General features: G+C 59.3%; 32 protein-coding genes and 2 pseudogenes. 11 read left to right on the plus strand and 23 right to left on the minus strand.

What is annotated here, in order from left to right; all coding sequences use genetic code 11:
* The 7 genes from AC628_RS18480 to AC628_RS44065 all read left to right on the plus strand — a co-directional run.
* A partial coding sequence (locus tag AC628_RS18480) for a hypothetical protein (protein ID WP_210190222.1) occupies window positions 1–496 on the plus strand: 496 nt, incomplete at its 5' end.
* A 9-nt stretch (window positions 497–505) separates the two neighbouring features.
* Complete coding sequence (locus AC628_RS18485; RefSeq protein WP_074128198.1) at window positions 506–799, plus strand: hypothetical protein; 294 nt, start codon at window positions 506–508, stop codon at window positions 797–799.
* Entirely contained in the window at window positions 771–1,139 is a 369-nt protein-coding gene (locus AC628_RS18490) for a hypothetical protein (protein ID WP_074128199.1), read from the plus strand. The genes AC628_RS18485 and AC628_RS18490 overlap by 29 nt, the downstream gene beginning before the upstream one ends.
* A gap of 177 nt (window positions 1,140–1,316) precedes the next feature.
* A complete protein-coding gene (locus AC628_RS18495) occupies window positions 1,317–1,604 on the plus strand; it encodes a hypothetical protein (protein ID WP_143201674.1) in 288 nt (95 codons plus the stop codon).
* A gap of 102 nt (window positions 1,605–1,706) precedes the next feature.
* Window positions 1,707–2,123 (plus strand): hypothetical protein, encoded by a 417-nt coding sequence (locus AC628_RS42970; RefSeq protein ID WP_074128223.1) that lies wholly within the window; start codon window positions 1,707–1,709, stop codon window positions 2,121–2,123.
* A 119-nt stretch (window positions 2,124–2,242) separates the two neighbouring features.
* Window positions 2,243–2,497, plus strand: a complete 255-nt coding sequence (locus tag AC628_RS42975; protein ID WP_143201675.1) for a PilZ domain-containing protein — start codon at window positions 2,243–2,245, stop codon at window positions 2,495–2,497.
* A 121-nt stretch (window positions 2,498–2,618) separates the two neighbouring features.
* Window positions 2,619–2,792: a hypothetical protein gene (locus AC628_RS44065; protein WP_168193403.1), complete on the plus strand. Its 174-nt coding sequence runs from the start codon at window positions 2,619–2,621 to the stop codon at window positions 2,790–2,792.
* Window positions 2,793–2,822: 30 nt separating this feature from the next.
* Here the strand turns inward: AC628_RS44065 and AC628_RS18505 are convergent, their stop codons facing one another.
* From AC628_RS18505 to AC628_RS18550, 8 genes are all read right to left on the minus strand, one after another.
* Window positions 2,823–3,047 (minus strand): hypothetical protein, encoded by a 225-nt coding sequence (locus tag AC628_RS18505; protein WP_074128201.1) that lies wholly within the window; start codon window positions 3,045–3,047, stop codon window positions 2,823–2,825.
* A 425-nt stretch (window positions 3,048–3,472) separates the two neighbouring features.
* Window positions 3,473–3,721, minus strand: coding sequence for a hypothetical protein (locus tag AC628_RS18515; RefSeq protein WP_074128203.1), 249 nt, complete (start codon window positions 3,719–3,721; stop codon window positions 3,473–3,475).
* Between the two features lie 238 nt (window positions 3,722–3,959).
* On the minus strand, window positions 3,960–4,280 hold the full coding sequence (locus tag AC628_RS18525) for a hypothetical protein (protein WP_074128205.1): 321 nt from the start codon (window positions 4,278–4,280) through the stop codon (window positions 3,960–3,962).
* 233 nt (window positions 4,281–4,513) lie between these two features.
* Window positions 4,514–5,593 (minus strand): pentapeptide repeat-containing protein, encoded by a 1,080-nt coding sequence (locus AC628_RS18530; protein ID WP_074128206.1) that lies wholly within the window; start codon window positions 5,591–5,593, stop codon window positions 4,514–4,516.
* A 128-nt stretch (window positions 5,594–5,721) separates the two neighbouring features.
* Window positions 5,722–6,384 carry an SOS response-associated peptidase gene (locus tag AC628_RS18535; RefSeq protein WP_074128207.1) on the minus strand — a complete coding sequence of 221 codons (663 nt, stop codon included), beginning with the start codon at window positions 6,382–6,384 and terminating at the stop codon, window positions 5,722–5,724.
* Between the two features lie 4 nt (window positions 6,385–6,388).
* Window positions 6,389–7,600, minus strand: coding sequence for a restriction endonuclease (locus AC628_RS18540; RefSeq protein WP_074128208.1), 1,212 nt, complete (start codon window positions 7,598–7,600; stop codon window positions 6,389–6,391).
* Between the two features lie 38 nt (window positions 7,601–7,638).
* The gene (locus tag AC628_RS18545) at window positions 7,639–8,268 is read right to left on the minus strand and encodes a hypothetical protein (protein WP_143201676.1); all 630 of its coding nucleotides are present in this window, start codon (window positions 8,266–8,268) and stop codon (window positions 7,639–7,641) included.
* Between the two features lie 24 nt (window positions 8,269–8,292).
* Complete coding sequence (locus AC628_RS18550; protein WP_074128210.1) at window positions 8,293–8,706, minus strand: hypothetical protein; 414 nt, start codon at window positions 8,704–8,706, stop codon at window positions 8,293–8,295.
* A 211-nt stretch (window positions 8,707–8,917) separates the two neighbouring features.
* Between AC628_RS18550 and AC628_RS18555 the strand changes: the two genes are divergently transcribed.
* Window positions 8,918–9,658 (plus strand): hypothetical protein, encoded by a 741-nt coding sequence (locus tag AC628_RS18555; protein WP_074128211.1) that lies wholly within the window; start codon window positions 8,918–8,920, stop codon window positions 9,656–9,658.
* Between the two features lie 4 nt (window positions 9,659–9,662).
* Here AC628_RS18555 and AC628_RS18560 read toward each other — a convergent pair whose 3' ends face one another.
* The 6 genes and pseudogenes from AC628_RS18560 to AC628_RS18580 all read right to left on the minus strand — a co-directional run bounded on the left by AC628_RS18560 (window position 9,663) and on the right by AC628_RS18580 (window position 16,590).
* The gene (locus AC628_RS18560; RefSeq protein ID WP_074128212.1) at window positions 9,663–10,139 is read right to left on the minus strand and encodes a hypothetical protein; all 477 of its coding nucleotides are present in this window, start codon (window positions 10,137–10,139) and stop codon (window positions 9,663–9,665) included.
* Window positions 10,140–10,239: 100 nt separating this feature from the next.
* Window positions 10,240–12,549 (minus strand): S8 family peptidase, encoded by a 2,310-nt coding sequence (locus AC628_RS18565; RefSeq protein WP_210190223.1) that lies wholly within the window; start codon window positions 12,547–12,549, stop codon window positions 10,240–10,242.
* A 139-nt stretch (window positions 12,550–12,688) separates the two neighbouring features.
* Entirely contained in the window at window positions 12,689–13,756 is a 1,068-nt protein-coding gene (locus AC628_RS18570; protein WP_074128214.1) for an AAA family ATPase, read from the minus strand.
* A gap of 520 nt (window positions 13,757–14,276) precedes the next feature.
* Window positions 14,277–15,437 carry a hypothetical protein gene (locus AC628_RS44070; protein WP_168193402.1) on the minus strand — a complete coding sequence of 387 codons (1,161 nt, stop codon included), beginning with the start codon at window positions 15,435–15,437 and terminating at the stop codon, window positions 14,277–14,279.
* Window positions 15,438–15,518: 81 nt separating this feature from the next.
* A pseudogene (locus AC628_RS45340) lies at window positions 15,519–15,722 on the minus strand (hypothetical protein); the annotation flags it as partial.
* 424 nt (window positions 15,723–16,146) lie between these two features.
* Window positions 16,147–16,590 carry an ArsR/SmtB family transcription factor gene (locus AC628_RS18580; protein ID WP_083632989.1) on the minus strand — a complete coding sequence of 148 codons (444 nt, stop codon included), beginning with the start codon at window positions 16,588–16,590 and terminating at the stop codon, window positions 16,147–16,149.
* Window positions 16,591–16,822: 232 nt separating this feature from the next.
* Here AC628_RS18580 and AC628_RS18585 point away from each other — a divergent pair, with 232 nt between their 5' ends.
* Window positions 16,823–17,344: an arsenate reductase (azurin) small subunit gene (locus AC628_RS18585; protein WP_074128215.1), complete on the plus strand. Its 522-nt coding sequence runs from the start codon at window positions 16,823–16,825 to the stop codon at window positions 17,342–17,344.
* Between the two features lie 15 nt (window positions 17,345–17,359).
* Window positions 17,360–19,972 carry an arsenate reductase (azurin) large subunit gene (locus tag AC628_RS18590; protein ID WP_074128216.1) on the plus strand — a complete coding sequence of 871 codons (2,613 nt, stop codon included), beginning with the start codon at window positions 17,360–17,362 and terminating at the stop codon, window positions 19,970–19,972.
* Window positions 19,973–20,010: 38 nt separating this feature from the next.
* Here AC628_RS18590 and arsH read toward each other — a convergent pair whose 3' ends face one another.
* The 9 genes and pseudogenes from arsH to AC628_RS18635 form a co-directional block, all read right to left on the minus strand.
* Window positions 20,011–20,730, minus strand: coding sequence for an arsenical resistance protein ArsH (gene arsH, locus AC628_RS18595; RefSeq protein ID WP_074128217.1), 720 nt, complete (start codon window positions 20,728–20,730; stop codon window positions 20,011–20,013).
* Window positions 20,726–21,124, minus strand: a pseudogene (arsC, locus tag AC628_RS18600) (arsenate reductase (glutaredoxin)); the annotation flags it as partial. The pseudogene arsC and the gene arsH, both read right to left, overlap by 5 nt.
* Entirely contained in the window at window positions 21,121–21,822 is a 702-nt protein-coding gene (locus tag AC628_RS18605) for an aquaporin (protein ID WP_074128218.1), read from the minus strand. The gene AC628_RS18605 and the pseudogene arsC, both read right to left, overlap by 4 nt.
* Window positions 21,822–22,349, minus strand: a complete 528-nt coding sequence (locus AC628_RS18610) for an arsenate reductase ArsC (protein ID WP_074128219.1) — start codon at window positions 22,347–22,349, stop codon at window positions 21,822–21,824. Before AC628_RS18610 ends, AC628_RS18605 begins: the two co-directional genes overlap by 1 nt.
* Window positions 22,342–22,704: an ArsR/SmtB family transcription factor gene (locus AC628_RS18615; RefSeq protein WP_074128220.1), complete on the minus strand. Its 363-nt coding sequence runs from the start codon at window positions 22,702–22,704 to the stop codon at window positions 22,342–22,344. Before AC628_RS18615 ends, AC628_RS18610 begins: the two co-directional genes overlap by 8 nt.
* A gap of 1,114 nt (window positions 22,705–23,818) precedes the next feature.
* Window positions 23,819–23,944: a hypothetical protein gene (locus AC628_RS45830; protein WP_283806588.1), complete on the minus strand. Its 126-nt coding sequence runs from the start codon at window positions 23,942–23,944 to the stop codon at window positions 23,819–23,821.
* A gap of 288 nt (window positions 23,945–24,232) precedes the next feature.
* Window positions 24,233–24,457, minus strand: a complete 225-nt coding sequence (locus AC628_RS45990; protein ID WP_074128221.1) for a hypothetical protein — start codon at window positions 24,455–24,457, stop codon at window positions 24,233–24,235.
* Window positions 24,458–24,514: 57 nt separating this feature from the next.
* On the minus strand, window positions 24,515–24,757 hold the full coding sequence (locus AC628_RS45345; protein WP_074128222.1) for a transcriptional regulator: 243 nt from the start codon (window positions 24,755–24,757) through the stop codon (window positions 24,515–24,517).
* A 96-nt stretch (window positions 24,758–24,853) separates the two neighbouring features.
* Window positions 24,854–25,063, minus strand: a complete 210-nt coding sequence (locus tag AC628_RS18635) for a cold-shock protein (protein ID WP_074128225.1) — start codon at window positions 25,061–25,063, stop codon at window positions 24,854–24,856.
* Between the two features lie 421 nt (window positions 25,064–25,484).
* Here AC628_RS18635 and rpsU point away from each other — a divergent pair, with 421 nt between their 5' ends.
* Window positions 25,485–25,754, plus strand: a complete 270-nt coding sequence (gene rpsU / locus AC628_RS18640) for a 30S ribosomal protein S21 (protein ID WP_018269030.1) — start codon at window positions 25,485–25,487, stop codon at window positions 25,752–25,754.
* The last annotated feature ends 495 nt before the right edge of the window (window positions 25,755–26,249 follow it).

Consider the following 26,249-nt stretch of genomic DNA (forward strand, 5'->3'; position numbering starts at 1 on the left):
CGTCGGGTCCGCCCTGTGGGGCGCCGGCGTGGCCGCGCTGCCGTGGGTCGCAGCTGGGACAGCCACCGCCGGCGGTCTCTGGGCGATGCATCAGTCGGTTCAGGACGCCGGTTACGAGGGCCTGACAAGCGGCGAGCGACTTCGTCGGCAGCGCGGCGGATCGATGCGCGATATGTACCGCCGCGCGTGGGGCTACCCGATGATTTCGGAAGTCCCCGAAGTCTCGCCAACGATGACTTACGGGACCGGCGTCGGCGGCGGCACCGGCGGGAAGGTCGACGTCGGCGTTCAGGGCGAGGTTCACGGCGAAGTTGAGAACAAGCTGATCGTCGAAGCCGGTTCGTCGCTTCTGGAAGTCGTGAAGCAAGCACAGGCGGCGATCACGATCGCCGGATCGCTCAACACGAACGGCGTCGGCTCGCTGGGGCAATCGTCCCCTGACGCGGCGGCGCCCCCGCCGATACCTCGCGGGAAAAACCCGACGACGTTCTTCTGAGGTGACACGATGGCGCGCGACCGTGACACGACCGACCCCGACTTGAACGACGCGGCGATCGTCGAAGCGGCCGATATCATCGCGGCAACGCTGCGGCGATATACCAGTTTGGTGCCGGTTGTGGAAGCTGCCTGCACCGCCGTGGCCGCCATCCTCAAAGACCCGAAGCTTGGCGATGACATCGCGATCGCTTTGATCAGCACGCGCCAGGCAACGCTGATGCCGATCGCTGAGGCCATTGGGAAGATCACGGCAGAAGTTCAGGTGCTCAACGGTGAACTTGAACACGGTCGAACGAACTGAGCGGATCAAGTCGCTAGTAAGGATTGCGGTCGCCATTCTTCGGCGCAACGGCGACGGCGGCTATCTCAATTTGCCCGAGGGTGGGCGCGTTCGCTCCTATGAGTTTCGTTTCAACGAGATGGCCCTGTCGTTGCGTCGTCGTGTCGACGACGACGCGCAGGAAGCAACTTTGATCGTGAAATTTGATGGCGAGAAGGTCTTGGGTGCGTCGTGGACGGTCGATGGCTTTACGAAGCGGTCGATAAAACTTGGCGGATGGGAGGAGGTTCTGCGTCGTTACAGCCGGCTGCCTGTGCTGCGTGGCATTCAGCGCGCGCCAGTGGATGATCGGCCGCGTTGAGGGGCAGGGTCAGCGCTTACCCCCTGTTCCTTCGGATAGCGCTTCCATTGCACGTAATCGTAGTTGCCAGACCACCGAAAAACGATGCCGTCGCATTGCTCGCATCTGAAGTACTTAGTCGCCGGCCGCGGTACTTGGCTGGCTTCGTAGACGGCCATGCAGCCCTCGCAAACGAACATGACGCTGACGCTGCTTTCTGCGCCGGGCATCCTCTTGCAGCTGGTGTCTGTCATCGGGGTCGCCCTGTTGGGGCGGGGCCACAGTCTCTACCGGAGAACGGCAGCCCCTGACCGGGCGGTACGCATGAACCAAGCCGATCCGCACGGCTGCACGATGATCGGACTTAGACGGAGGGGCAGCAACGCAATTCAGTTCTTAACCTTGCTGCTTGAGGTTAACGGGGGCGAGCTGATCCAGCCGCAATTTCCTCTCGCACAAGCGGACGCCGTAGATATCGAGGCGTAGGCGGAGCGGCGCCCCGGCGACGAATAGGACGCGCCGGGCTCTTGACTGGCGATTAACCAATCTCATCCATCCTGCACGACCAGCCAGACCGGAGACGTGGAAGTGTCCTTCCAACTGACCGTCTTGAAAGTGCTGGCCGGCCAGTCCGCCGGACGGGCCTCCGTTGCCGACCTACGGCACGCCGTTGCGATCTTGATGAACAGTGGCAAAGACTGGACCGATCGCATGAAGCGGTTGGCAGAACATGCGCCCGATCTGAACATCTTTTCGGCGAAGCTCGTGCATCGCGATAGTGCGGGCTGGGAAATCACGGAGGAGGGGCGGCTATTCCTGGCCGCGCTTGAAACAGCGGTCGCCGTTCGAAGGTCGCCGCTTCGGTCAGTGGACGATCCGCCAACGACTGAGCCCGCCGCGCCGGGGGCGACGGACGCGGCGAGATTGACTGATCGTCCCCGAACCCATCGCCAAACGACGCGGCGTCGTCGCGGAAAGCGCAGATCAAATCGACGAACGGCGTGAAGCCGCGTCGAAAGCTCCGGCTGCTTTTGGCACTCGCAGCGCCACCGATCGTTAGTAGAAACGCAATCTTTCCCGCGCAGCATCGATCAGATTTGCATTAGTTATTGATGGGCCCGTAAATGATTGGCTTTCCCGACAGACGAAAGTCTGTCCGCAATCCATCGTTGGACAACGCGTTGATCAGGGTTGGTGACCTGTCACTGTGCTGTGTCGTCGGCAACATCACAGAGAATGGCGCGGCGCTGAAAGCAGATGATCCGCCGTCACACCTTCCGGACCAATTCACGCTGATCGTTCCGCCCAGCAAAACTTACTCGTGCAACGTCGTTTGGCGAAAGGGCGCTTGGATTGGCGTCGCGTTTGTTATCGACTGACGTGAGCATTGACTATCAAGACGCGGTGAGCTGCGGAGAAACCCGACAACGATGTAATCTAAGTCACACATAGCCCGGCCGCTTTAGTGGCAGTATCCCGCATTGATTTCGGCGGGACGCGATGGACGACGAATTTTGCAAAGAGAGAGCACGTACCCTGCGGGCCATTGCGGAACAAGCTGAACCGTTCATCAGGAAGCGGCTCTTGCGATTGGCCGCGAACTACGAACGACGTGTCGATGAACCGGAGAGCATCAATCAAGATGATCTTACTGACTTGCCGGCGCTGAAATGACCGATCAGGCCATCGTGATATCCTTGTCGATCAATCGTGCGACACAAGCGCGACGCCGGTTTCGAGCGCGCGCTGGAACAGCGGCTTCAAGCGCTGATCGGCCAAGATCGCTTCACCCGGCCGGAAGTCGCTGACGACGCGCCACTCAAAGCCGGCGTTCGGTTCGGGCAGCTTCGCAGGATCTAGGGCGTAGGCGGTTCGGCCGGGTCCATCGCCGTAGGCGCCGCGCTCAACAAATTTCTGAAGCCGCTTCATCTGTCCCCCCCCCCCAATCACCTGGCCGGCAGGTTGCCATGCTTGGAAGAGGGCGGCAACGCAGGGACACTGCCGTTATCGCTTGCCTGTGCCTCAAGTCCGCCGGCGACCGCCACTTTTCCCATACCCCGGCCATGATCCCAACTGCTCAGCGCTCCGACCATGTGCCGCCCCCAACTTCGCGGGCGAATGCGGCGCCGAAACCTGTTCTCGCCCCATTACCCGGTATTCCCGGTCGAAGAAGGCTTTGACGGCTGGCGTATACCGGCCGCTCATCAGCGCGTCGCTTCTTGGAAAGCCGCGCTCCTCCAACAGTTGGACGACCTGCTTCCAATGCCGTAGCTGGCCCGGCCCTAAGACAGCCATCGCCAAATCTTCCTCGCCGGCGAAAAGCGGCAACTCGTGTAGAGGGCGGAAACGCTTTGTCATGAGCGGCCCTGACCGCCGATCATGTCGCCGAACTTGCGTCGCGGCGGCTCTTTCGGGTTGGGGTCCAGATTGTCAAGCCATTCGTCCAGCCGGGCACGCAGGTAACGCCGGCCTCGGCTGGACGCCGTGAATTCGATCGGCTTGACCGGGCAGACTGCGGAAAACGTCGGGACGCTCAGACCGCAATAGGCGGCCGCCTGATCCAGCCGCAGCGCCGCCGGCCAATATGGAAGCCCGTCGACCATCAGCTGATCCCCGCGGCCGCTTCGATCGCGGCGCGCTTCAGGCGGTCCCAGATGCGCCACCAACGCGCGTCAAAATGGACCCCGGCTTCCGGCCCGTAGCGGCGGCAGTGCTTCCGCAGGCGGCCCCAGACGCGCCTACGAGCCTTCGGGATCGTGGGCCAACGCTTTCCGCACCGGCGCGGGGCGCCCAGCGTGAGCTTACTGCGCGCTCCAACGCGCTCGGTGCGCTCGGCGTTCGTCATCGTTGGGCGAAGGCGATGACTTCCTTTAGGAAGCGCACAAGATCGTCTGGTCGATAGTGGAACAGGTCAGCTGGATCATCACCGCGCGCAAGGAGCAATTGAGCCTTCGTTGCAATATCGGAAGGGGACGCAAACGGCGTGGCAAAAATGGCATCGGCGACAGTCTCCGCAGCCGCGTGTGCTGCATCGCAGGCGACATCGGCCGCCTCGTCGTTGTCGGCAGCTTGCTCGGCTCTTGCGTAGACGCGGCGCTTTTCAGCGTTCGCAATTTGATAGCCGTGAAAGAGTTGGGGTATGGTGCTGGCAGCTTGCTGCATGATCTATCCTATCGTGTTGCAGGTCAGGACCGCAGGCAGTTGGCGCTGCCTGCGGTCTGCTCTGAGTATCGGAAGACCGCGACCGGGTACAACCGGGAAGATGGCCGGGCAAAACGGGAGTTTCACCGGTTCAATCCTTAAGGCGATTTGCTTCGGGCGCCATGGCGTCGAAGACGGGAGAAGGGCTAGGGGTTTCCTTATAGGCACTTCAACGGCGGCGCCACGTACGCGATCTAACCTCGAAGCTCCAGAACTTTTAGTTCAGCGGGCCGGATTACCTTGTCGCCGAGGTCAGAAAGCAATTGCTCTTGATCGACGTAGCGGTGGACCGCCAAGAACGATGGCCTGTTTCGGTAGAAGTCGAACATGCCCGGCTCCTCCTGTATCGCGACGATGATTGGTTGCACGGGCACCGAGGGGAGGTCTGGCACGATAGCGCGCAACTCCTGCAGCACGGATTTGGCGTCAGAGATGTCGGCAATGACAAACCTTGCCATCCGAGCGAGCAGCGTGATCGTCTCGTCCGTGTCGCGGCTCAGAGGCTTCTCAAAGTCGAAGAGGATCGGCAAGTAGTCACGCTTTCGCAGTTCGTCACGTAGCGCCTCGAGGACCGCTTTGCGCTGATCTGTGAAGCGGCCAAGGATCAGCACCACCTTTGAAGTGATGGTATCGATCACCTCACGGAGCTTTTGATTATGAAACATTAGGTAGATAAACTGCGCGACTTCAATGTTGTCGACCGTGATCACGGCCTCGCCCAGAGTTGTGATGATTAAGTTCTTCTGCTTGGTGTCGCTGCTCAGCTTAAGACCCCATGCGGATACACCATAGATGCGGCAGCCAGTGAGATCAGCGGACCTGAGGTCCGTGTCCACCAAAGTGGCACCCTCGAGCCACGCCCCGGCAAGGTTAGCGCCGCTGAGATTTGCACCCTGGCAGTTCGTCCCCACCAAGATCGCATTGCAAAGGTTTGCTCCGCCGAGGTTCGCCCACACAAGGCTTGCTTGGCAAACGTTCGATCCCTCGAGGTTTGCCCCGCTTAGGTTCGCGCCAAAGAGGTCCGCAGTGCTTAGGTTCGCGCCGCTGAGGTCCGCCCTGCTGAAATTTGCCCCGTTGAGCTTGGCTTGATCGAGCCACGACTTGCTGAGGTTAGCACCGGAGAGGTCCGCCCCCGAAAGGTCAATAACGCTTAGGTTCGCCTCGCTAAAGCATGCTCCAGCGAGGTCAGGATTAATTTCGGGATTATTCTGACGCCATGCGTTCCAAGCGGCCACTCCCTGCCAGAGTAAGGAAACATGCTCATCGTTGGCCATGCAACACTATCCTCGCTTTAGGCATGTGAGCCCCCGAACCGAGTTGCATTCACAACCATAGGTTAGTCCATTTGTCGTCCCGTGCGAAAGAGCTTGCCGACGCCCGCCTTCAAGGTCGTACTGGGAAGTTAGGCAACCACGCGGTCCTCTTTATCAACCCCGCGCATGACGATCTTGAGTGCATCATCATCCAAGGGTCGTTGCAGCGCCTTTGCCTCATCCCATGGCGCCCGCATCCAGACGTCGCGTTCTTCCTCAGTCGTCAGGATAACCGGCATGGCCTTCGGATGGATCGGCGCGACGACGGCGTTCGGCGCCGTCGTCAGGAAGCCGTAGACGTTGTGAGGGCCGGCGATCGGCTTTGACTTGGTGCCGCGGTCGCCCTTGAATACTGACCAAATGCCGGCGAACGCCGTCAGCGGCCGATCGTCGTTCAGCGCAAACCAAACGACGTCTTTCCTTTTCGTCGCTGGGTTCGGTTCAGGCGCGTATTCGGCGAAGCTGTTGAACGGCACAAGGCATCGGTTTTCCGGCTTTAGCCAGCCGCGCCAGTGCGGGGATGACGCGTTGCGGATGTTGGTCACCGGCGGCCCTCCTGTTCGCGGCGGTGGCGGCATCCCCCAACGCATCAGCGCGAGTTCAGTCCCGGCGTCGGTGTTGCGAACAACGGGAGCAGGGTAGTCCGGAAAGACGCCGGCCATCGCCGGCAGATTGCCTACGTAACGATTGACGACGCGGAATAGGGCGGCGATCGCGGCTTGGTTGGTGGTGATGGAATAGAGGTTGCACATTTGCTCAATATCGAAATTTGACGTCGTCGATGCTCACGCGAGCGCCGTCGGGATACCCAGACACTTTGTACAAGAAGCTCTTTTGTTCGGTCGGATAACCATGTTCGCCCTCATCTGTGCTTCCACTTACATCGAGCCGTAATGTGGCACTGAACGTTACGGCATCCCCGCCGCTAAATTGCAGATCATCAACCTCAATATTGACGATCTCGATGTTCTGATGGAATTGCGCGATCTCGCTTGGTAAGTCCGCGTCCCAGTACGAAGTGTCGGTTAGGCCCTCCTCGACAGTTTCATGATACAGGTCCCAAAGGGTCTCTTCGTCGCATCGAGCTGCGATTGACTGCTCCAAGTCGTCAGAGAATTGATCGAACTCTCGTAAGAGTTCGATCAGATTAAAAAGTCGACTATTGTCCGTAGTCGTCTGGGCATACGACAAAAGGTAGTCGTAAGCTTGCGTTGGAAAGGTCCGGATCACGCGATCCGCGAGCGCTAGAAATGCGTCGAAGTGAAGCTCGTCTAGTCTCGGCACAATTAGAGGCGAAAGAGGGCGATTAACGATGATCGCTCGCAATTGATCAATAATCTTCTGTTGATCGGCGTCGTGGGGCCAAACGGCTGCGCCTGTTAAAGAAGCGTATCGCTCGCTATGCGGGACGAGGTGGCGTCTAATCGCGCCGACGACTTGCCTTGGAACGGACGCTTCCACCTTTTGCCGGGCGGCGTCTAACTCCCTGACGGCGTTTTGCGCGTTTTGTTTCGGGAAAAATTGCCGCAACAAATCGGCGAACTGGTCCGACAACAGCATACGCGTCAGTTCGAAGCGATCCCAGACTTTAGTTTGGATGCGGTCGCGTTCATTGCTCGCAAGAGCATCGAGTTTGGCCTTGAGCGCAGTCCCGGCCGTCGTCGTTGTTGCCAACAAGAAGGCATCGCAACCATGCTGCCGCACCTTGTCGACGATGCTTCCGACCTCTTGTTCTGAAACGGCTTGATTGGACTTAGAATTGTCTTTGCAGCTTACAAGCCAACGAACGGGAGTTGATCCAATTCGGCCGGATTGCGCTTCGACAAAGACAAGGTCGCGGCCTTGATCCGCGCCCCGGCCAGTCCACGAAACGGTCACGCCCAATCGTTCTCCAACCATGCGTATGAGGCCTTCGAACGTCTCGCCTACGGGCTTGCTGCTCAGTTCGCTGAAGTCCAGTGTTGCCATCTTTGCTACTCTAAAAATGCGACACAGTGCTCATCCCGCTAGGCGGCTCGATCGGACTTTTCAAAAACCAGTACGTGCTGAAACGAAAGTTCGGATACATCGATGATCATTCCATCCGAACAATCGATCGCCTCTTCGCCGTTCCAAGCGATGGCGTGGAAGTTGGCGGTCTCATCGTTGTAGCAGATGATGGCGCGCCGGCCCTTGATCAATTCTCTGATCTCATCGCGGCTGGGCTGTCTCACGCTTGATTGGGTCGGGTCGTCATCAAGTTCAGACGGTATTAAGGGGCAAGTGAGCCAGCCCAGATTTAGAAGCACCCCAAAGATGCTGAAATCATAGATGCCGCCGGTGAGCACCGGAACGCCCTTCTCATCCAATGCGACATCGAAGGCTTGAGCGACAGCTTGGTAGTCCAGTTTGAGGGCGGTTGCTACGGACGCAATTACGCAGTCGCCCTTGCCGCCTCGCTGGCTCGTGAATGAGCCATCCTCAGCGGCGCGGACAGTGACGCGCTTGATGGGGGGTTGCTGACTTATACGGTTTTCCATCCGCTTCTCGATGATCCTTCGTTCCGGAGAACCATTGCTCGCTGCCCATTCTTCGGCAGCAAGATTGCTACTGAAGACCTCTGTTTCGGCATCAGCTGTGTGTACCCAAATCTGCATCGTATTCCTCGCGTCAGTGTGATCTCAGCGCTCGCCCGGCCACCACGTCGATCGCGGATCGTTAGCTGATATCTTGGTCGGGCGCACCGCGATCAGATGGCTGCGCTTGAACGGATAGCCGCGCTGTTCAGAACAGAGTTTACACCGCATGTAGCGTTCCAACTCGTGGATTGGCGTCGACTTCGGCCGCCGCACGATATCGAGCGCAACCGTCTGATGAGTGTCGCAGCCTAGGCACTTCACTTCGAGGTAGCGATAGCCGGCGTTGAGTGCATCGCCTAGGACAGGGGACGGCTGCGCTGGCCCTTGGAACGCCAGCATGCGGGCAGTCCATGCCTCGCAAGCGAGCCGATCGGCAGCCTTGCGCGCTTCCGCTGCGCGCTCTTCCTTGGCGCGAACTGCGCCGCCGTATATGCCCTCTCGCGATTTGCTACCCATAGCACCATGAAACCCGGGCTGGTGACGGCTGGCAAATCGTCAATTCGTTGAGGTCTGGGTGCCCAGTTGGCTACTGCGGCTAGTGGGTGTGGATATCTGGGGGCTGCGACGAACCGGCGCGCGACCCCGATACTTACGCTTTAATCAATCCTAACCGTCGTGGCGGCAATATACGATTACATACTCGCAAGACTTCTCCTCGGTCAAAAACATGCGCAAACCTCCCTCCGACTTGATCGCCTTTGCATTGCTTGTGTCCAGCTGCGCTCTCATTGCTTGGACTGGGATTGCCGGGCCGTTGTTTGCCGATAACTTCTGGACCGGGTTGGAAAAGTGGCAGACGCTCATTGCCGCCATAGTTGCGTTGCTGGCGGCATACCTCGCAGTCCGACCCGTTTATAGCCAGCTAGCAGAGCAACGCCGCCAATCGGCTGCCGCTGCCGTTTCGATGATTGTTAAGGCGGCCGTCTCGCTGGAGGCCGAGCGAGAGATCGTCAGGAAGGCCGTCGACGACCTTCGAATTGATGGGCTGCTTTGGGAGTACGACAACGCTCCATGGGACGAAATCTACGCCTCTTGGCCAGAAAAGGCGTTCGATTTTACCAGTGCTTGCCGTGCATCGTTGCGTTCGATGAAGCTCTACAGCGAACGCAATCCACGTGCGTCTGCTTCGCAAAACTGCCGGCTCAACGCAATTTCAGCACTGGAGCAATTGCGATCTGGTCTTTCTGACCTCGCTAAAATCATGCGCCAGAAAACCTCGGGCCTTGACTACGAATGGGAAGAGGACATCCCCAAGGAAGAGCATTTGCCTAGGCGCCGTCAGCTAGATGAGGCGCGAGAGAGTTGGGAAGAAACTGCGCGTGAATTGGATCAACAACTGTCGCGTGAGATCGCTCTCATTTGGCAGCGTATTCGTGAGCTTGAACGGATTGCCATCGGAACTTCGTAGGAGGTCACTTCGGATCTGGCTTGCCGACATTGATCACGACACCGCCGCCGTCTCGCGTGAAGGCCTGGCAATCGATCTTGGCGTCATTCAGATTTGCTTCCGCTAGTTCGGTTCTATCCCTTAGTGCGGCTCGGTGGCAGCGATGAGCGGCGTCTTCCAATGGTTTTTGAGCGGCGCCGGTCACAGCGGCGCCGGCCTTCGCCAGCACGGTAAACCATTCGTTTGAAGGGTATCCGCTCGAATTCCACGTTAGCGATACATAGGTGATAAACTTCGGATCGCAGATCAGGACCATCCTTGGGTTCGAAAAGAAGACGCTTCCGCCCGATGGGGAGAGGTGATCGAAGCGGGCGCCGGTTTGCTCGACGAGGCGAGTTGTAATTTCCTTGCACTCTGGCGTCTTGGCTGAGTTCTCGCCTGCAAAAGCCGCGGTTAGATGGAGGCTCGCGAAAGCTCCGACTATCGTTGCAACGACGGGCAATGCCCTTGTTCGATTATTCATCGTCAGCTGAAATCTTTGGTTACTCGCAGCGCGATCAGATGGCTGCCCTTGAAGGGATATCCGATATTGGCACTTGGGATCAGCGCGTTCTCGCGCGAGCGCGGACGGGCGGTGTAATTCTGGCCCGGGCTTGGCTATATACTTCGGCAACGCTCGGCATGGTGACAGTGACGGCGAGGCCGAAAGGAACTAACTCGTCGATCTGCGCGCCGCGATCAGGTTCACGCTGTACAACAAGCTCCACCGCAGAATTTTGAGCTAGAGCAGGAGCCTTGCTCCCCTCCCACCGTCTAGAAAATACCGTGCCTCTGCCTGCCTGATTGGTGTCGGGCTGTGATTTCGCAGGTAATACCCGAAATTGGTCGATATCTTCGGATGTAAGTAGCGACAGCCTCACCGACCGATATGATTGTCGGCCGGGCTGCACTGGGGTAAACCAAGCAAGGGTCGCACTTACGGAGTGCGGAAGAGCCTGTCCGCTCATGCATACCGGTAGCGGAACGACAATGGGGCGCCGGGTCTCTGGGGCGAGCGATCCGCTTGCCCAGAAGGTCGCTCTATCGGAAGCGCAATAAATCGCATCGCTCGCGTCCACCACGCCATACCCTAGGAACCGGCGGATATTATCTCTCTGTCTGACGTGTTGCCTAGGATTGGCTGGGCCAAGTACGCTTCTAATGAGTTCTGCGCTATCTATTGGCCACACCGCAGTATGAACGAGCAGGGCCTTGAGGATGACTGCTCGTTGATGAAGAGATAGCGCGAGAAACTGTTCGCCGTATTCTGCTTCCAGTGCGTCATGTATTCTGTGAGCAGTGCGAGATGCCAGCGCTGCGGCAGCGCTTGTGCCGTTGGTATAGTGCTCCATGCCGGCGGCACCGCCCCGCGGTGGCGCCGCCACTTTGAGGCCGTGTGGTCGAGCCGGTCCCGCCGGACGGACACTCAGCCCTGCTCCACTTGCAACCATACTCAAATGCTCACGAGAGCCCGGCATCAGGATGTCAGGCTTGACGCTGTTCGCGAACCCCGGACCCAAGCTACTAGAGGGATTGGCAGTTACCATCGGATGGTACGGATCGACGCGGTTTCGTGCGGTCCGCCGTTGCGCGTCGCTGACGGCATCTATGTTCGCTGCGCCAACGGTAATTCCATTGACGGTTTCGGAAGGCGAGAGCAGCCGCCGCGATGTAACCAACTGAGATAGTGCCTCAAGTGTGCGCGTTGCGCGATCGGGCTGTGTCGTCGCTTCGTACTGGGCCATCGTGGCGATCGAAGTGATATCGAACCGCTCAGCATGGTTGCCAGCGCTCACGCAGAACAAAATTCCGTAGCTGTGTGACAATCTGTCGATAAGTCGCGCCCAGGGCGAAAGGCGCCCCTGGAATGGCTTTCGCACATTTCCTAGCGAGAGGTTCACTATTAGGACAGACGGAGCAGTTGGATCGGCGTCTCGACGCATTGCCGTTACGGCCTGATAGACTAAATCAACGACTAGCCGGTCTTGAGGGAACTGATCAGCCTCACCGAGCACCGGCACGCAATGAATACGGCGTCCCAACGGCGGTTCACCGACGTTCCGGTCGCCATGCACAACTAGCGAAGACATCGCTGTGCCATGAGTTCTTTCTTCCACGACCGCAAGCGGTTCAAGATTGAACTGGTCGTCGATACTCAGTCGGCCACGAAGCAGCGGATGCTCTGAGACAGGAACCCCATCCAAGATGGCTAGGATTGGCTCTTCGTTACCAGGCGGTGGGGGAATGAGGCCTGCTTGTTCGCCAGTGTCATCTACCTCCACCGGCAGTGCGACACTCTGTGGCCGAATATGCATCACGGCATCCAAGCCACTAATGCCAGATGGCGAGCGTTCCGCGATCTGTCGGATCGCAGCCACCGGTAGACGCGCAAGGATCGCATGGTAAGCGATGTCGGGGATGCGGCACCTTGAAATAAGCGCACCCCCAGCTGCAGCAATCTCGCCGTTTACAGTCCGTTCCGTCTCTGCCGCTAGCTCCTCTGACGCGCGAAAAACCAACTCAATTTCGATGATGAGAGATTGATCTTCTCCCATCAATTCGATCTCTCCAGCTAAAATTTCGCGATCGCCCTCTTGGACACGGTCGCTCGGCCCCCAAACTCTGATTTCGCGAAGGGTCGCGAAAACATCGCGCCACGGAGCAAATCCGGTTCCAAGCTCCTGTCCAGTGGTCCACCGCTTCCAAAGCGAGAGGATGTTGTGCAACGCCACAGCATCCGGCACGAGCAGGTACGCTTCCGGAGACTTGTCTTTGTCGTCGCCCTCAAGCTCTTCTTCGTCAATCAGTTCGAGGCCGGGCACCCTTCGAATTGCGGTCGCAAAATTTGCGACGGCGCCTCGAACTTCGAACACCAGTAGTCGTTCCGGAGCCAACGCGGAGGGATCAGTACGTAGCGTCAATCCAGATGGGTCTCTGGCCAATGCTTGTTCAAGCCGCCGAAAGCGGGGGCCGAACGCAGCGTTCTGAGTGGCCGGAGAAAAGGGGGCGGGCCTAGGTATCGCCTGTTGTCTGCCTGTCGGCCTTGCTTCTTGGTTGCCCGGCTGTAGCCGCAGTAGCGGCTTCGTTGGATCGCCCACCATAAATGTTCTCTGGCTTTACTCTTGATGACCAATTGGCGAACTCGGAAGAAAGCGCAGAGTTTATCGAGACCTCCCCCAAACCCAAGATTTGCCGGCGCCTGACATTCTGGAGGAAATCCAAGACCTCTGCGTACGAGGTCGCTTCAATTTTTTGCGCGAGTGCGTTAGGTGTCAGCGTCGGCCGCTCCGGCCAGCTGGCAATGACGCGTTCTATATAGCGAGCGATCTCCGCAATTTGCGGCGCTGGAAATGACAGTTTTAACTGGAAGCGACGCCAGACGGCCCTATCGAGCAATTCGGCATGATTAGTTGCCGCGATAGTAACAACGTAGCTCGGAAGCTTATCGATTTGCATCAATAAGAACGAAACAACGCGCTTGATTTCTCCGGTCTCATGGTCATCTCCGCGTTCCTTGCCGATCGCATCGAACTCATCGAAAAACAGGACGCACGGTTGAGTGCGCGCGTAGTCGAAGAGCGCGCGAAGGCGCGCGTTCGTTTCGCCCAAGTAGCTTCCGACCAATGCGTCGTAGCGAACAACAAAGAACGGTAAGGCGAGGCCTTCGGCGATCGCTTCTGCAAAGGAAGTCTTGCCGTTTCCAGGGGGGCCAGATAGCAGAATGCGATGCCGCGGCTCGTATCCGTTGGCTCGAAGTACATCTGCGCGCACGTGCTCTTCGATCAATTGAAGTCCTTCGGCTCTCGCCGGAAGCGGCAACACCAAGTCGTCAATCGAAATGCGCGCTGTGACTTCCAAAATCGTATCACGGCCGTTCGCGTGAACGGATCGCTGAGATGTGGCCAAACTTGGTGGCGTGACGGAGACCGCCTGCAACGCCCGTTCGAGCCTGTCCGCGACCGCGTGATGGCTCTTAGCGCGCTCATCCGCCACGAGCGCTTCCACAGTCGAGCGCAGCATGGACTTGTCGCCGGCGGCGCCGGCTCGCACGAGTGAGATAAGGAGGTCGCTCTTGGCCATGGTGGACAACCTATACGAATATTCTAGGGTGGCGACACTGCTACGAAGGGTGCTTCCCTGTGAACAACGGTGCGCCAACGGGCCCTTCCTGCGAAATGCTTCGCCCGCAAAGCGCCCCTTACTATCGTAAACTTGAATTAAGATATTGAAAACGATTGTAAAAGTGTCGCCGACCACGGTTTTGCGATTTCCGGCGCGATCAACTAGAGGTCAGGCGCCCGACATGTGCCGACTTTAGTCGGAACCCGACTGTCGGAAATGCGGGGCACGTCCACCCAACCGCAATGGTCGCCGCGGTAACGCAATCTAAGGTGTCCTGCGGCCAGACCCACGAGGCGTCCATTTGGCGTTCTGGCTTGGACTAGCGGGGAGTGGCGCCGGTGCGACCAGGATGCGAAAGGTCGTTCGTCGGCAGGAAGAATTAGCAGGGCGAACCGACCTTTTCAGGGATCGAGCAGGGTTGCGACAGTGGACAGAATTTCGGGGCGAAAGAAAATGCAGTGAGACCTAATGGTCGCAGCTATTGTTTCTCGGAAGTGAGCTTCAGACGAACGTATTCGATGGTATCTATCACTTGAACTAGCTGCGGACTGTGGGATGCAATCGCGAAATATTCTTTGATCGCTCCGGCGTGCTGAACGACAAAATCGAAGAAAGACGCCGCGTGTGGCGCGGCGATTGTTATCGTTGCGCTAACTGCCGCAGTTGCAAGGCCGTTTCCTGCGCCGCGGGCAATTCCTTTCTTATATTCTTCGACGAGTGCTCGATCGTCGTCGCTCTTCGGTTCAGCAATAGCTAGGCACGTCAAATAGGCGCGGCGAACGAGCTGTGTAATCAGGTTTCTAACGGTGCCAGCGACGACTTGTTGCGCTTGTCTGGCGTTGATGTTGTCTGCCGTTGTGGACGCGGCATGTAGACCCGCATCCAAGACCTTAGCGGTTTGCTCCGTCGTAATATTGCGATCCGCGGAAGCGCTTTCGACGATTGGTCTGGCGATCTTGATGTCGTTTACGATCGACCGCTGCTCTTGAGGTCCCAGCCTCCTCTCATCCAAGCCCGCCATATCGGGATCGCCGAGAACGAATACATTCCATGCTTCAACGGGACGACGCATCGCCTCCGCGACAGACGGAGGTAGTTTGGAATAATGCGGTTCGGGGTTGTCTTTTACTGCGTCGTGTTGTGCGAGGATGTTTCGGAGCGCATTTCCGCAAAGCCACAAGACCTTCTTGAATTCGACTTGCTGCCAACTCGCGGGCTGCGCCAAAAAGTCATTTACGGCATCGTCTATTTGAGCGCGCTCTTGGCTGGGGATGTCTGCTTGCAGTTTTTCCAGTTGCTGACGAACGCGCAAATACAGTTGTGACTGTTCGGGGTCGTGCGGGTCCTTCGGTGGGTCGGGCAGCAACTCCAACGGACCGCGGCGCGAGGGCCGAAACGCGATCGCGTTGGCAATGTCTTGTTCCGGTATCACCTCGATTGGAGGCGTCGGCGGCTCCAAAGTCACGGCTGGGGGATAAATCTCGTCGACAACGTTTCTCATTCTTCTGCGCACGTCTTCTAGCCACTGGGGTGGACCAGCGGTGACGATCGGCTCGTTCGATGTGAGCGTATCAAGAGGCTGCTGTGCAGTTCCCGCAGGACGTGGTTCGGTGTTGGCCGACGTTCCGAACGGATCCATCTGTCCGATTAGCCGAGCGAGTTCAGCGAGTGGATCACTAGGGCTCTGTTCGAGGCCTCCTCTCGGGTTTGCTAGGTGAGTTTCGGCCTCAACTTCCCGGATCGCTTCTTCTAATGCCAACCGCTCGCGTGTGGCCTCCAATTCGGATAGCGCCGGTTGGACGCCCCGTAACTGTGAATTCAGCGCGGCTCTTGCGCGCTCATAGAGCGCGCGGCGGCTCGCGCTCGGAGCGTTGGGGTCCAAGCCTTGCACTGCGCGTAAGATCAAAGGATAGTAATCGGCCAGCGAACTCTCCCGTGCCCAAGCGCGATAATATATGCCTGATGTATCGCCCGGCACATTCCTGGCACCGCTTTCTCACTGAAGTCGTCCGACGACGTCCTCAAATTGTTGGTATCGGCGTTGGTAGGATAAATCGGTCTATTTGAAAAACATTTGTGGTTACAATGTATTAGGCTCGCATTGCGGCGCCGCCCCTGGGCACCATTTCCACGCTGGAATACGATCTAGCACGATTGGGTTCGCAGATGATGCGCGAAGAGCGCTCGCGGATTTCGCCCCAATCGAGATCAAGAGCCTGTCGACTAGGCCCGCAATGCTGTGACCGACAAGCCGGCCGGCGCTCACTGCAGCATGCGCGCCAAAAAGAAAAGCCCGCGATAGTCTGAACGGAAAGTCCCAACGAAGTCCAAGAGATCGGCCCCGGCGGTCAACTCTTGCGCTTGACGACCTTCTTCGCGCTTCGGGCCTTCGGGGTGGCTGCGCAACAGGCTGTTGCGTCAGCCGCGACCAGATTGCAGAGCTCGGGATGTCCGTCGCAACAGTCGTTCACCAGGAAGGCGATCAACGACCGCATGCCCTCGACGTTTGAGCGGTAGATGATCGTGCGTCCCTCGCGCGTGCTACGGAGCAGCCCCGCACGCACCAGGATGGCCAGGTGCGACGAAAGCGTATTGTGCGGCGCGCCAATGGTATCGGCAATCACGCCGGCGGTGATGCCGACCGGCTCGTGCTTGATGAGCAGCCTGAAGATCGCCAGGCGCGTGGGCTGAGCAAGCGCAGCAAGAGCGGAAATCGCGTGAGGCTCCGTCAGACTTCCTTCGGCCGGCCTCATGCTGGCGTGGCTGGCAACCGCCAGCATGGACTTCCGCATTCCGTAATCTCCGCGCGATTCATCAAGGTGCATCATCTTTAACCCACGGAGCAGGTGACAAGCCAGTACGTTTCGACTATTGAATATGTCGAGACGTCTCGACACATCGTAGTTCTTCGATGTGACGGGCTTGCGACAGAATAACGAGCGCTCCGGCTGGTAGGCGTACCGGTCCGATCTTCGAGGAAACACCCGCCAGTAGGCGTACTGGCGAACCCGAGGAGCATTCACCATGTCGCGCTGCGATCGTATGGTCGATGTCGGCCGCCGTCGCTTCATGAGCGGGGCGGGTCTTGCCGCCGCCGGCGTTGCCGTCAGCTCAATCTCGCCATCCACCACCCAAGCTGCGACGGCCGCTGCAAGGGTAGACTATCCGGTCAATCGTCTGGCTAACGTCACGGATCTCAAGCCCAACGAGCCGCTGAACGTCTCCTATCCCGACGACAACGCTCCTGGCGTGCTCTTGAAGCTCGGCAAGCAGGTGCCGGGCGGGGTCGGTACCGAAGGCGACATCGTCGGCTTCACGACCATCTGCCCGCACAAGGGCTTCACCCTCAATTACAGCGCAGCCGATCGGGCCATGAACTGTCCCGGCCACTATTCGCGCTTCGACTGCGAGGCGGGTGGCCAGCAGATCTGGGGTCAGGCCACGCAAAACCTCCCGCAGTACGTGCTCCGTGTCGACGACAAGGGCGACATCTACGCCGAAGGCGTGGACGAGTTGCTCTACGGCCGCCTTTCCAACGTGCTCTAAGGGGGAGGAACGACCATGGCCTACAAGCGTCAAATCGACCGGCTCCCGATCATCCCCGCGGACGCCCAGGAATCCAACGTTACATGCCACTACTGCATCGTCGGATGCGGCTACAAGGCCTACACTTGGTCGACCAGTAAACAGGGCGGGACGGCGCCCAATCAGAACAAGTTCGGTGCGGATCTGAGCAAGCAGCAGGGCGCGGAGACCGCAGCCTGGTATTCGCCTTCGATGTACAACATCGTGCGCCAGAATGGGCAAGATGTGCACATCGTCATCAAGCCCGACAAGGACTGCGTCGTGAACTCGGGTTTGGGCTCGATTCGCGGCGCTCGCATGGCGGAGATGAGCTACTCCCAGCAGCGCAATACGCAGTTGCAGCGCCTCACGGATCCGATGGTCTGGCGCTATGGGCAGATGCAGCCCACAAGCTGGGACGACGCGCTCGACCTCGTCGCCCGCGTGACGGTCGCAGTGATCAACGACATGGGCGAGGACGGCCTGTTCGTTTCGGCGTTCGACCATGGCGGCGCCGGCGGCGGCTATGAGAATACCTGGGGCACCGGAAAGCTCTACTTCGGCGCCATGAAGGTGAAGAATATCCGGATTCACAATCGGCCGGCGTACAACTCGGAAGTCCACGCCACCCGCGACATGGGCGTGGGAGAGCTCAACAACTGCTACGAAGATGCCGAGCTTGCCGACACGATCGTCGCGGTCGGTACCAACGCGCTCGAGACCCAGACCAACTACTTCCTGAATCACTGGGTCCCGAACCTGCGCGGAACCTCGCTGGACAAGAAGAAGGCCGAGTTTGGCTCGGAGCCGGTGGAGCGCGCCAAGGTCATCATCGTCGATCCGCGTCGAACGGTGACCGTTAACGCCTGCGAGGTCGAAGCCGGCAAAGACAACGTCATGCACCTGGCGATTAATCCCGGCACCGACCTCGCGTTGTTCAATGCCTGGACGACCTACATCGTAGACAAGGGCTGGGTCGACAAAGCCTTCGTTGACGCTTCGACGACGAACTTCGACCAGATGAAGGCCGCCAACAAGATCAGCCTTGAAGAGGCCGCGACGATCACGGGTTTGTCCGCCGATGAAATTCGCAAATCCGCCGAGTGGATCGCGCAGCCCAAGGCAGCCAATGCACGTCGGCGAACGATGTTCGCGTACGAGAAGGGCCTGATCTGGGGCAACGACAACTACCGCACCAATGGCGCCCTGGTGAACGTCGCGCTCGCAACCGGCAATATCGGTCGGCCCGGCGGCGGTTGCGTCCGTATGGGCGGGCACCAGGAAGGCTACTCGCGGCCTTCCGATGCGCATGTTGGACGACCCGCTGCGTACGTCGACCAACTCCTGATCGAGGGCAAGGGCGGTGTCCACCACATCTGGGGATGCGACCACTACAAGACCACGCTGAACGCGTTCAAGTTCAAGCAGGCCTACAAGAAGCGCACCGACATGGTGAAGGACGCCATGATGACGGCGTCCTACGGCGACCGGCCTGCGATGATCAACGCGATCGTCGACGCCATCAAGAAGGGCGGGCTGTTTGCGGTGGATGTCGACATCGTACCGACCAAGATCGGCGAGGCCAGCCACGTGTGGCTGCCGGCGGCGACAGCCGGCGAGGCCAATCTCACGTCGATGAACGGCGAACGCCGCATGCGCCTGACCGAGAAGTACATGGACCCGCCGGGGCAGGCGATGCCCGATTGCCTGATCGCGGCACGCATCGCCAACAACATGGAGCGGGTGCTGCGCGAGCAGGGCAAAGCCGATATCGCCGACCGCTTCAAGGGCTTCGACTGGAAGACCGAAGAAGATGCCTTCATGGACGGCTATCATCAGCATGAGAAGGGCGGCGAGTTCGTGACGTATGCCCGGTTGCGCACCATGGGGACCAACGGCTTCCAGGAGCCGGCGGTTGGACTCGAAACAACGGGTCCCATCGCCGCAGGCACGTCGACTGGGACAAAGACCGGAGAGGTCCTGAAGGGACCGGCCATTGAAGGCGCCCGCGGCAAGGAGCCGGTCCAAACGACTGGGGCTACCGCGTCAACGGCGGCGTCGCCGGCAACGAGCGGCACCGAGCGGATACTCGGCACCAAGCGGCTCTACGCCGACGGCAAGTTCAACAGCAAGGACGGCAAGGCCAAGTTCATGGAGACGCAGTGGCGCGGCCTGCAAGCGCCCGGCAAAGAAGCCGAGATGAAGAAATTCCCGTTCCTCATCAACAACGGCCGCGCCAATGTCACCTGGCAGAGTTCCTATCTCGACCAGGACAACGAGTTCGTCGCGGATCGGATGCCGTACCCCTACCTCCAGATGAACCCGCAGGACATGGACGAGCTTCGGCTCAAGCCCGGTGATCTGGTCGAGCTTTACAACGACAACGGATCGACCCAGGCCATGGTCTATCCGACGCCGACCGCCAAGCCGAAGCAAACGTTCATGCTCTTCGCCCAGGCAACCGGCGTGCAGGGAAACGTCGTCTCACCCGGGGTGAATGAATTCATCATCCCGAACTACAAGCAGACCTGGGCGAACATCCGGAAGCTCGCGGATGCGCCGGAGGGCGTTAAGCATCTCAGCTTCAAGTCGCTCGACTACAGGGCTTGAGGGCAGCGGCCCCTACCGAGCATTGGGGCCGCCCCGCCTCACAAAGCTCTTTGCAAGGCGAGCCGTTCCTGCAGCTTGGCCGCCTCTTCCTTGCGTTCGCTGTATCGGTCGGTGAGGTAGTTGGAGCAATCGCGCGTCAGCAGCGTGAACTTCATCAGTTCTTCCATCACGTCGACGATGCGGTCGTAGTGGGGCGACGGTTTCATGCGTCCCGCGTCGTCGAACTGTTCGTAGGCCTTCGCCACGGAAGACTGGTTCGGGATCGTGATCATGCGCATCCAGCGGCCGAGGATGCGAAGCTGGTTGACCGCGTTGAAGGATTGCGAGCCGCCGCTCACCTGCATGAGCGCGAGCGTCTTGCCCTGGGTCGGGCGCACGGCCCCGATCGCCAGTGGGATCCAGTCGATCTGGGCCTTCATGATGCCGGTGATGCTGCCATGGCGCTCCGGACTGCTCCAGACCTGCCCTTCGGACCAGGCCGACAGTTCGCGCAATTCGACCACCTTCGGGTGATCCGCCGGCGCATCGTCCGGCAGCGGCAAACCGGACGGGTTGAAGATCCGACATTCGGCGCCGAACGCCCCCAGGAGGCGGGCAGCTTCTTCGGCTGCAAAGCGGCTGAACGAGCGCTGACGCAGGGATCCGTACAACAGCAGGATGCGCGGTTTATGCGTGGACGGTACCGGCCTTAGACGGGCGAGATCGGGAAGCGATACGGCGGACGAAGAGAGGTTCGGCAGGTCGGGCAGCCCAGGCATCAATCACTTCACCGTCTTCCTTCACGAACCGACCGATTTTGCCGTTCGGCAGGATCTGCAGCACAGCTTCGGACGGCCGGCAGAGTTTCACTCCTTTCGGCGTGACGACGATCGGGCGATTGATCAGGATCGGATGCTTCACCATGAACTCGAGCAGATCGTCGTCAGTCCACTTCGGATCGCCGAGTCCGAGCTCCTTGAAGGGAGTGCCTTTCTCGCGCAGCAGGGCACGGACCGGGATTCTCATGGCCGCGATCAATTCGACCAGCCTCTCGCGGCTCGGCGGCGTCTTCAGGTATTCGATGACGGTCGGCTCCTCGCCGCTTTGGCGAATCATGGCCAGGGTGTTGCGGGACGTGCCGCAGTCGGGGTTGTGATAGATCGTGACGGTCATCTTGGTGTCTCCGCGATCGGTACCGGGCCGCGCGCCTTCGGCCGCCCCAGCATCCAGTTCATCAGAACCATGCCGGCGAATGCGCCGGCCAGCTCGGCGAGAATGAAGCCCGGCAGGTCCACCGGGCGAATGCCCGAAAAGGTGTTCGTCAACGAACGCGCGATCGCCACCGCCGGATTGGCGAACGAGGTCGAGGCGGTGAACCAGTACGCCGCCGTGATGTAGAGGCCGACGAGCCAGGGGACGGCAGTGCGTTGGAAGCGGATCCCGGCGAGGATGGTGGCGACCAAGCCGAAGGCGGCGACGGCTTCGGCGAACCATTGCGCGCCGCCCGTGCGGGCTTTCATCGAGAAGTCGATCAGGGGAAGGGCGAACATCAGGTGAGCCGCCATCGTGCCGGCTATGCCGCCGGCGATCTGCGCGACGACGTAGAGCAGGGCTTCCTGGGGCGGCAGCTCGCGCTTGCCGGTGAAGACCAGCGTGATGGCCGGATTGAAGTGGGCGCCGGAGATCGGTCCGAGGACGGTGATCAGCACGACGAGGATCGCGCCAGTCGGCAGCGTGTTGCAGAGAAGGGCAAGAGCGACGTCCTTGGTCAGCGTCTCGGCCATGATACCGGACCCGACGACCGTGGCGACGAGAACGCCTGTGCCGAGCGCTTCGGCGGCCAGGCGCCGCGAAAGATCGAACGTGTCCATCAGCCGGCCTTTGGTGTTTGATGTGTCGCCCCCTCGGAGCGGCCGATCTCGCGCAGCTTGGTGCCGAGCGAGAGCTTGTCGATGCTTCGTAAGGGGAGGCTCACGAAGGTGTCGATCCGGTTCCTCAGGTAGCGGAACGCGGTGATGAACGCCGCCTGCTTCTCCAGATCTGTGCCTTCGGCCGCGGCGGGATCCTCGATGCCCCAGTGCGCGGTCATCGGTTGACCCGGCCAGACGGGGCAGGCCTCACCGGCAGCGTTGTCACAAACTGTGAAGACGAAATCCATCACCGGCGCATCGGGAGCGGCGAATTCCAACCAGCTTTTCGAGCGCATCGCGTCAATGGGATAATCCATGCTCTCGAGTGTGCGCAGCGCCAGCGGGTGTACCGTGCCTTTTGGCGTGCTACCGGCTGAGAAGGCCTGGAAGCGTCCGGCTCCGTCCTTCCGAAGGATCGACTCGGCGAGGATCGAGCGCGCCGAGTTGCCGGTACACAGGAACAGAACATTGTACGGGTGATCAGGCACGGCTTCGCTCCTTTCGCTTTGGAGAGCAGCAAGATTGCAGACTCTCGACGACCGGCTGGCAAACTTCCGGCCGTCCGCCGCAGCAGTCCCGAAGCATGAAGACCGCGACGTCTCGAAATTCGGTGAGGTTGGCGCGGTAGACGATCGAGCGGCTGCGCCGTTCGGATGTCACCAGGCGCGCGCGGGTCAGGATCGACAGATGCGCCGAGAGCGTATTCGGCGGCACTTCCAACAGGCGGGCGAGGTCGCCGGCCGCAAGGCCGTCAGGTTCGTGCCGGACCAGTGTCCGGAAGGCCTCCAGACGGGTCGGTTGAGACAGGGCGGCGAGCGCCAGGACGGCTTCGTCTGTTTCCATATATCCAGATTTATGGAAATATCTAGCCGGCGTCAATCCTGAAACCTGGGGAAGCGCGACCCAACCCAGAACGGCGGCGCCGTCGGTGATTGCGTAAGTTTCCCTCCCTGGGCACCAAACTCGGCTTTTCCACGCTAGAGCACGATCTTGTACGATTTCTTCGCTAGATGATCGCGCGAAGGGCGTTCGCGGAATTCGCGTTGACGGACGGGATCCTTCAGCATTGTTCGCTCTGGCGCCGAGCCGCAGTTCGCAAACAAATGAAGGTCGGGGGGCGGGTGCTCCCCCGCTACCAATCTACGATTTTGTGCGACAAGCTACGATCTTATACGATTTCGCTGGCTTGATGGTACCGCCAAGCGGGGCTTCGCCGGGGTGAGCGCCTCCATGTCGCCCGCGCCCGCAATCATGCCGTTGCCGCAGCACAAAATCGTACGCCAGGGTGAAGAGCGGCACGTCCAGTATGCGGCCGGCGCTATGTCATGCTTCATGGCGGGCGAAATTGGCCATCAGCAAATCCGTGATCCCGAAGACGGCGGCGGACTCAAGAACGGTCAGAGCGCATCTCTGCAATTCGCGTCCACGCCAACAATAGCAGATAAAGCGTCTGCGAGAGTTGGCATACGCCAACAGCTGTTGCGCTGGGACCTCTTTGTTTCGCCGTGTTTCTACGGAATCTGCTTGGGGGCTAGAGGGGTATAGGGTCCGATACCGGGCTATTTCATCAAGATCATTTTTCGATTATCCGGCAGGGGCCGCCAAGACGCGGTCCCTATTTCATTTTGCATGGCTGTCGCAGGAACGGAGCGGCAGTCCAGCCGGGCGCAATGAGGGGCGCATTGGATGAGGATCGAACAGTCGCTTTTCGGCCGTGATTGAGAGGAGATGCCAAGCGTCTGCCGAGCCGCTTGAAGCTTATGCTGCTCTCTGGAAGAGGAGAGAAGCGACTAGAGGCTCGTCTGCTGAGGCGATCCTAAACTGGAACCGGCCCACCGCCGAGCGCGCGTCGGATGATGGGCGTTCCGCTGGATGGCACAAGCTCGGAGGTTTGCGGGCCTCTCTCAGCGTCTTTGCTTGAAAGGTCGTTCCTAACGAAGCCAACTGAGAGGCGGCCTCACTTCGTCTCTGGATGCAGCGCAGCCTTCTTCGCTTCTATCTCAGCAAGGCTAGCCTTGAGACGATCCGTAGTGAGCGGGTCAAAACGCTGACCGAGTGCGCGTCGAAACATGTCGATCTGCATCTGAAGCTCGTCGCACTGCTTGCACATGAGTGCTCCGTACAGCCACCGACGCCTAAGGGCACAGCCTCAGCCGGTGGGGAACAACCTACCATGATGAAATTCGTTCAACTAACGGGTTGGGCGTCTTCCTCTCGGAGAAAAGGAAAAAAGGCTAAAGAAAGCGAAGATGATCGAGGCATCAAAACAGCGCCGGAAAATAGCGGAAGCCCAAAAGCAAAACGCTTTGGCACGCGAAATCGCTTGACGACGCTTCAAATAGCCTGGCGCATCTCGCGGTCCCGGCCAAAGCTAGAGCATCGAGAGCACGACGATCCCGTCTTCAAGCTGCCCCGAGGCAAGGCGCGCCCGCGCCATCTGCTCCAGCTCCGTCCGGTACTTATGAAGATAACCAAGGGCTTGCTTGTCTGTCTGAAATGTCGTTGTGAGCCGGCACATCTGTCGAGCTGCGCCGAGCGCAAGAGAGAACGTTATTGTTCCGTCGCCGTGTGACTTGGCTCTACGCACGATCTGCATGCTCCGGCTTGGTGAGGCTTGGTCCTCGGCACATTCATCGACCGCTGTCGAAGCTGACTATCGCGGCAACTTCCTCGCGCGTTTCTTTGACGCAGGCGCCGGCAACGATGCCAGACGCGATGCAACGGCGGCTTCCCGGGTCTCGCGGAGCTCTCGAAGTCGCGCCATGTTCTTGCGAACCTGGATGGCCTGTCTTCCGACCTCCGCCATCGCGCGCGCTCCTTCTTCAGCGGCCAATCGCTTTCGGTTGGCACGCGCCACGCTTTCCGGTGATGATTCCGCCGGCTTCCTGACGCTCATCCTCACCCACTTTCCAACAAGCAAAACCCGCTCAATCCTGAGATCGAGCGGGCAGCATGGCCGTTTCAGTACATCCGTGAAACGACACGACGAAACTCACGCCAGCGAAAGGCTCTCGGCGCTGACTTTGCCCCGCATCTTGTCGGCCTTCACCTCGTAGTGGACCTTTTGGCCCTCTGCGAGACTCGAAAGACCAGCCCGTTCGACCGCGCTGATGTGAACGAACACATCGCTGCTGCCGTCTTCCGGCTGGATAAAGCCGAAGCCCTTTTGGCTATTGAACCACTTAACAGTACCTGTCGTCATCTTCATCTCCAAAGCGCACGAGCGCGTACCGCGTGACAGTCACGCGGCGATTTCAACTTCGTCGATGTCTTTGGAAAAGGAGCCCGCGGGCGCGTTCAACAAGGCACAGCGGCTAATCGAATAGTCTCAACATACACACTATGTGCAGGACTTACAAGGGAGAGGGCTTATTTGTTTCAGTTCGGGCCTCTGCTGCTGATCGAGGGCATCGAACGGGCCCGCCGGGGGAGCTTAATCAATTGACACGGCCGCGCGGCAGTGATCCGGTCATTCTACTAGGCGTATCGGCATGGCGAGCAGACCGGCTTGTTCGAAGCCGACGAAGAATTACGCCGTTACTCTCATCCTAATATTCGTGAACGTCCCATGCGCGAAGGCTGCGTGCAGGACTGTTCTAGTTCGCAGCCACCGAGGAGTTTTGATGCACGTCCTTGTTCGCGACAACAATATCGACCAGGCACTTCGAGTCCTGAAGAAAAAGATGCAGCGCGAAGGCGTCTTCCGGGAGATGAAGCAACGCCGCGCCTATGAGAAGCCTTCGGAAAGAAAGACGCGAGAAAGATCGGAGGCCATTCGTCGGGCCCGCAAGCTCGCTCGGAAGCAGGCGATCCGCGAAGGATTGCTGCCGGCGCCTCCGAAGAAAAAGCTTCCAGAGCGCAAGCCGCCTTTGCCGCAGGTCACCGTCACCTAGCAAGGATATCGGCCGGTTACCTCGGGCTAAGGTAAAGCGACGGGTCACGAATAGCGCGTGAGACCTATCGAAGCCGGATGGTCTCATCGAGAGGCAGAGCTTTCAATTCGTTCCGTTGGATTGTGGCAGCTGGACATCATGTCTAGGAATTGGATCGGTTAGGGCGCAAATTGAGGAAATGAAAACCTATTTCACACCTCGCTTGCTAGAGGTCACCGTGACGCCTCAACAGCCCACGCGCTGGAAATGGCACGTTTCCGAAGCAAACGTTGAACTGGCTTACGGGTACGCGACCAGCCGAGAAACGGCGCAAATTGAGGGTGATGGTGCTCTATTCGCTATGCTCTCTGTGGGGCCGGTCAAATGACTGCCAAGCGTCCAGGACCCCATATGTGGACGGCCCCCGTGGCACAAGAGCTTTGTGGAACGGTTCGGATCGCTGTCATCCATATGTCCGGCCTGTTTGATGCGATCGTGCTGATCGCTGGGCCAAGA

The sequence above is a fragment of the Bradyrhizobium sp. NAS96.2 genome (assembly GCF_001908235.1).
Taxonomy (GTDB): domain Bacteria; phylum Pseudomonadota; class Alphaproteobacteria; order Rhizobiales; family Xanthobacteraceae; genus Bradyrhizobium.

What these genes read in the sequence shown, in the direction of transcription:
- AC628_RS18485 (WP_074128198.1), top strand. Translation starts at nt 506, where the DNA reads ATGGCGCGCGACCGTGACACGACCGACCCCGACTTGAACGACGCGGCG.
- AC628_RS18495 (WP_143201674.1), top strand. Translation starts at nt 1,317, where the DNA reads ATGACGCTGACGCTGCTTTCTGCGCCGGGCATCCTCTTGCAGCTGGTG.
- AC628_RS42975 (WP_143201675.1), top strand. Translation starts at nt 2,243, where the DNA reads ATGATTGGCTTTCCCGACAGACGAAAGTCTGTCCGCAATCCATCGTTG.
- AC628_RS44065 (WP_168193403.1), top strand. Translation starts at nt 2,619, where the DNA reads ATGGACGACGAATTTTGCAAAGAGAGAGCACGTACCCTGCGGGCCATT.
- AC628_RS18505 (WP_074128201.1), bottom strand. Translation starts at nt 3,047, where the DNA reads ATGAAGCGGCTTCAGAAATTTGTTGAGCGCGGCGCCTACGGCGATGGA.
- AC628_RS18515 (WP_074128203.1), bottom strand. Translation starts at nt 3,721, where the DNA reads ATGGTCGACGGGCTTCCATATTGGCCGGCGGCGCTGCGGCTGGATCAG.
- AC628_RS18525 (WP_074128205.1), bottom strand. Translation starts at nt 4,280, where the DNA reads ATGCAGCAAGCTGCCAGCACCATACCCCAACTCTTTCACGGCTATCAA.
- AC628_RS18530 (WP_074128206.1), bottom strand. Translation starts at nt 5,593, where the DNA reads ATGGCCAACGATGAGCATGTTTCCTTACTCTGGCAGGGAGTGGCCGCT.
- AC628_RS18535 (WP_074128207.1), bottom strand. Translation starts at nt 6,384, where the DNA reads ATGTGCAACCTCTATTCCATCACCACCAACCAAGCCGCGATCGCCGCC.
- AC628_RS18540 (WP_074128208.1), bottom strand. Translation starts at nt 7,600, where the DNA reads ATGGCAACACTGGACTTCAGCGAACTGAGCAGCAAGCCCGTAGGCGAG.
- AC628_RS18545 (WP_143201676.1), bottom strand. Translation starts at nt 8,268, where the DNA reads ATGCAGATTTGGGTACACACAGCTGATGCCGAAACAGAGGTCTTCAGT.
- AC628_RS18550 (WP_074128210.1), bottom strand. Translation starts at nt 8,706, where the DNA reads ATGGGTAGCAAATCGCGAGAGGGCATATACGGCGGCGCAGTTCGCGCC.
- AC628_RS18555 (WP_074128211.1), top strand. Translation starts at nt 8,918, where the DNA reads ATGCGCAAACCTCCCTCCGACTTGATCGCCTTTGCATTGCTTGTGTCC.
- AC628_RS18570 (WP_074128214.1), bottom strand. Translation starts at nt 13,756, where the DNA reads ATGGCCAAGAGCGACCTCCTTATCTCACTCGTGCGAGCCGGCGCCGCC.
- AC628_RS44070 (WP_168193402.1), bottom strand. Translation starts at nt 15,437, where the DNA reads ATGGATCCGTTCGGAACGTCGGCCAACACCGAACCACGTCCTGCGGGA.
- AC628_RS18580 (WP_083632989.1), bottom strand. Translation starts at nt 16,590, where the DNA reads ATGCGGAAGTCCATGCTGGCGGTTGCCAGCCACGCCAGCATGAGGCCG.
- AC628_RS18585 (WP_074128215.1), top strand. Translation starts at nt 16,823, where the DNA reads ATGTCGCGCTGCGATCGTATGGTCGATGTCGGCCGCCGTCGCTTCATG.
- AC628_RS18590 (WP_074128216.1), top strand. Translation starts at nt 17,360, where the DNA reads ATGGCCTACAAGCGTCAAATCGACCGGCTCCCGATCATCCCCGCGGAC.
- arsH (WP_074128217.1), bottom strand. Translation starts at nt 20,730, where the DNA reads ATGCCTGGGCTGCCCGACCTGCCGAACCTCTCTTCGTCCGCCGTATCG.
- AC628_RS18605 (WP_074128218.1), bottom strand. Translation starts at nt 21,822, where the DNA reads ATGGACACGTTCGATCTTTCGCGGCGCCTGGCCGCCGAAGCGCTCGGC.
- AC628_RS18615 (WP_074128220.1), bottom strand. Translation starts at nt 22,704, where the DNA reads ATGGAAACAGACGAAGCCGTCCTGGCGCTCGCCGCCCTGTCTCAACCG.
- AC628_RS45830 (WP_283806588.1), bottom strand. Translation starts at nt 23,944, where the DNA reads ATGCAGATCGACATGTTTCGACGCGCACTCGGTCAGCGTTTTGACCCG.
- AC628_RS45990 (WP_074128221.1), bottom strand. Translation starts at nt 24,457, where the DNA reads ATGCAGATCGTGCGTAGAGCCAAGTCACACGGCGACGGAACAATAACG.
- AC628_RS45345 (WP_074128222.1), bottom strand. Translation starts at nt 24,757, where the DNA reads ATGAGCGTCAGGAAGCCGGCGGAATCATCACCGGAAAGCGTGGCGCGT.
- AC628_RS18635 (WP_074128225.1), bottom strand. Translation starts at nt 25,063, where the DNA reads ATGACGACAGGTACTGTTAAGTGGTTCAATAGCCAAAAGGGCTTCGGC.
- rpsU (WP_018269030.1), top strand. Translation starts at nt 25,485, where the DNA reads ATGCACGTCCTTGTTCGCGACAACAATATCGACCAGGCACTTCGAGTC.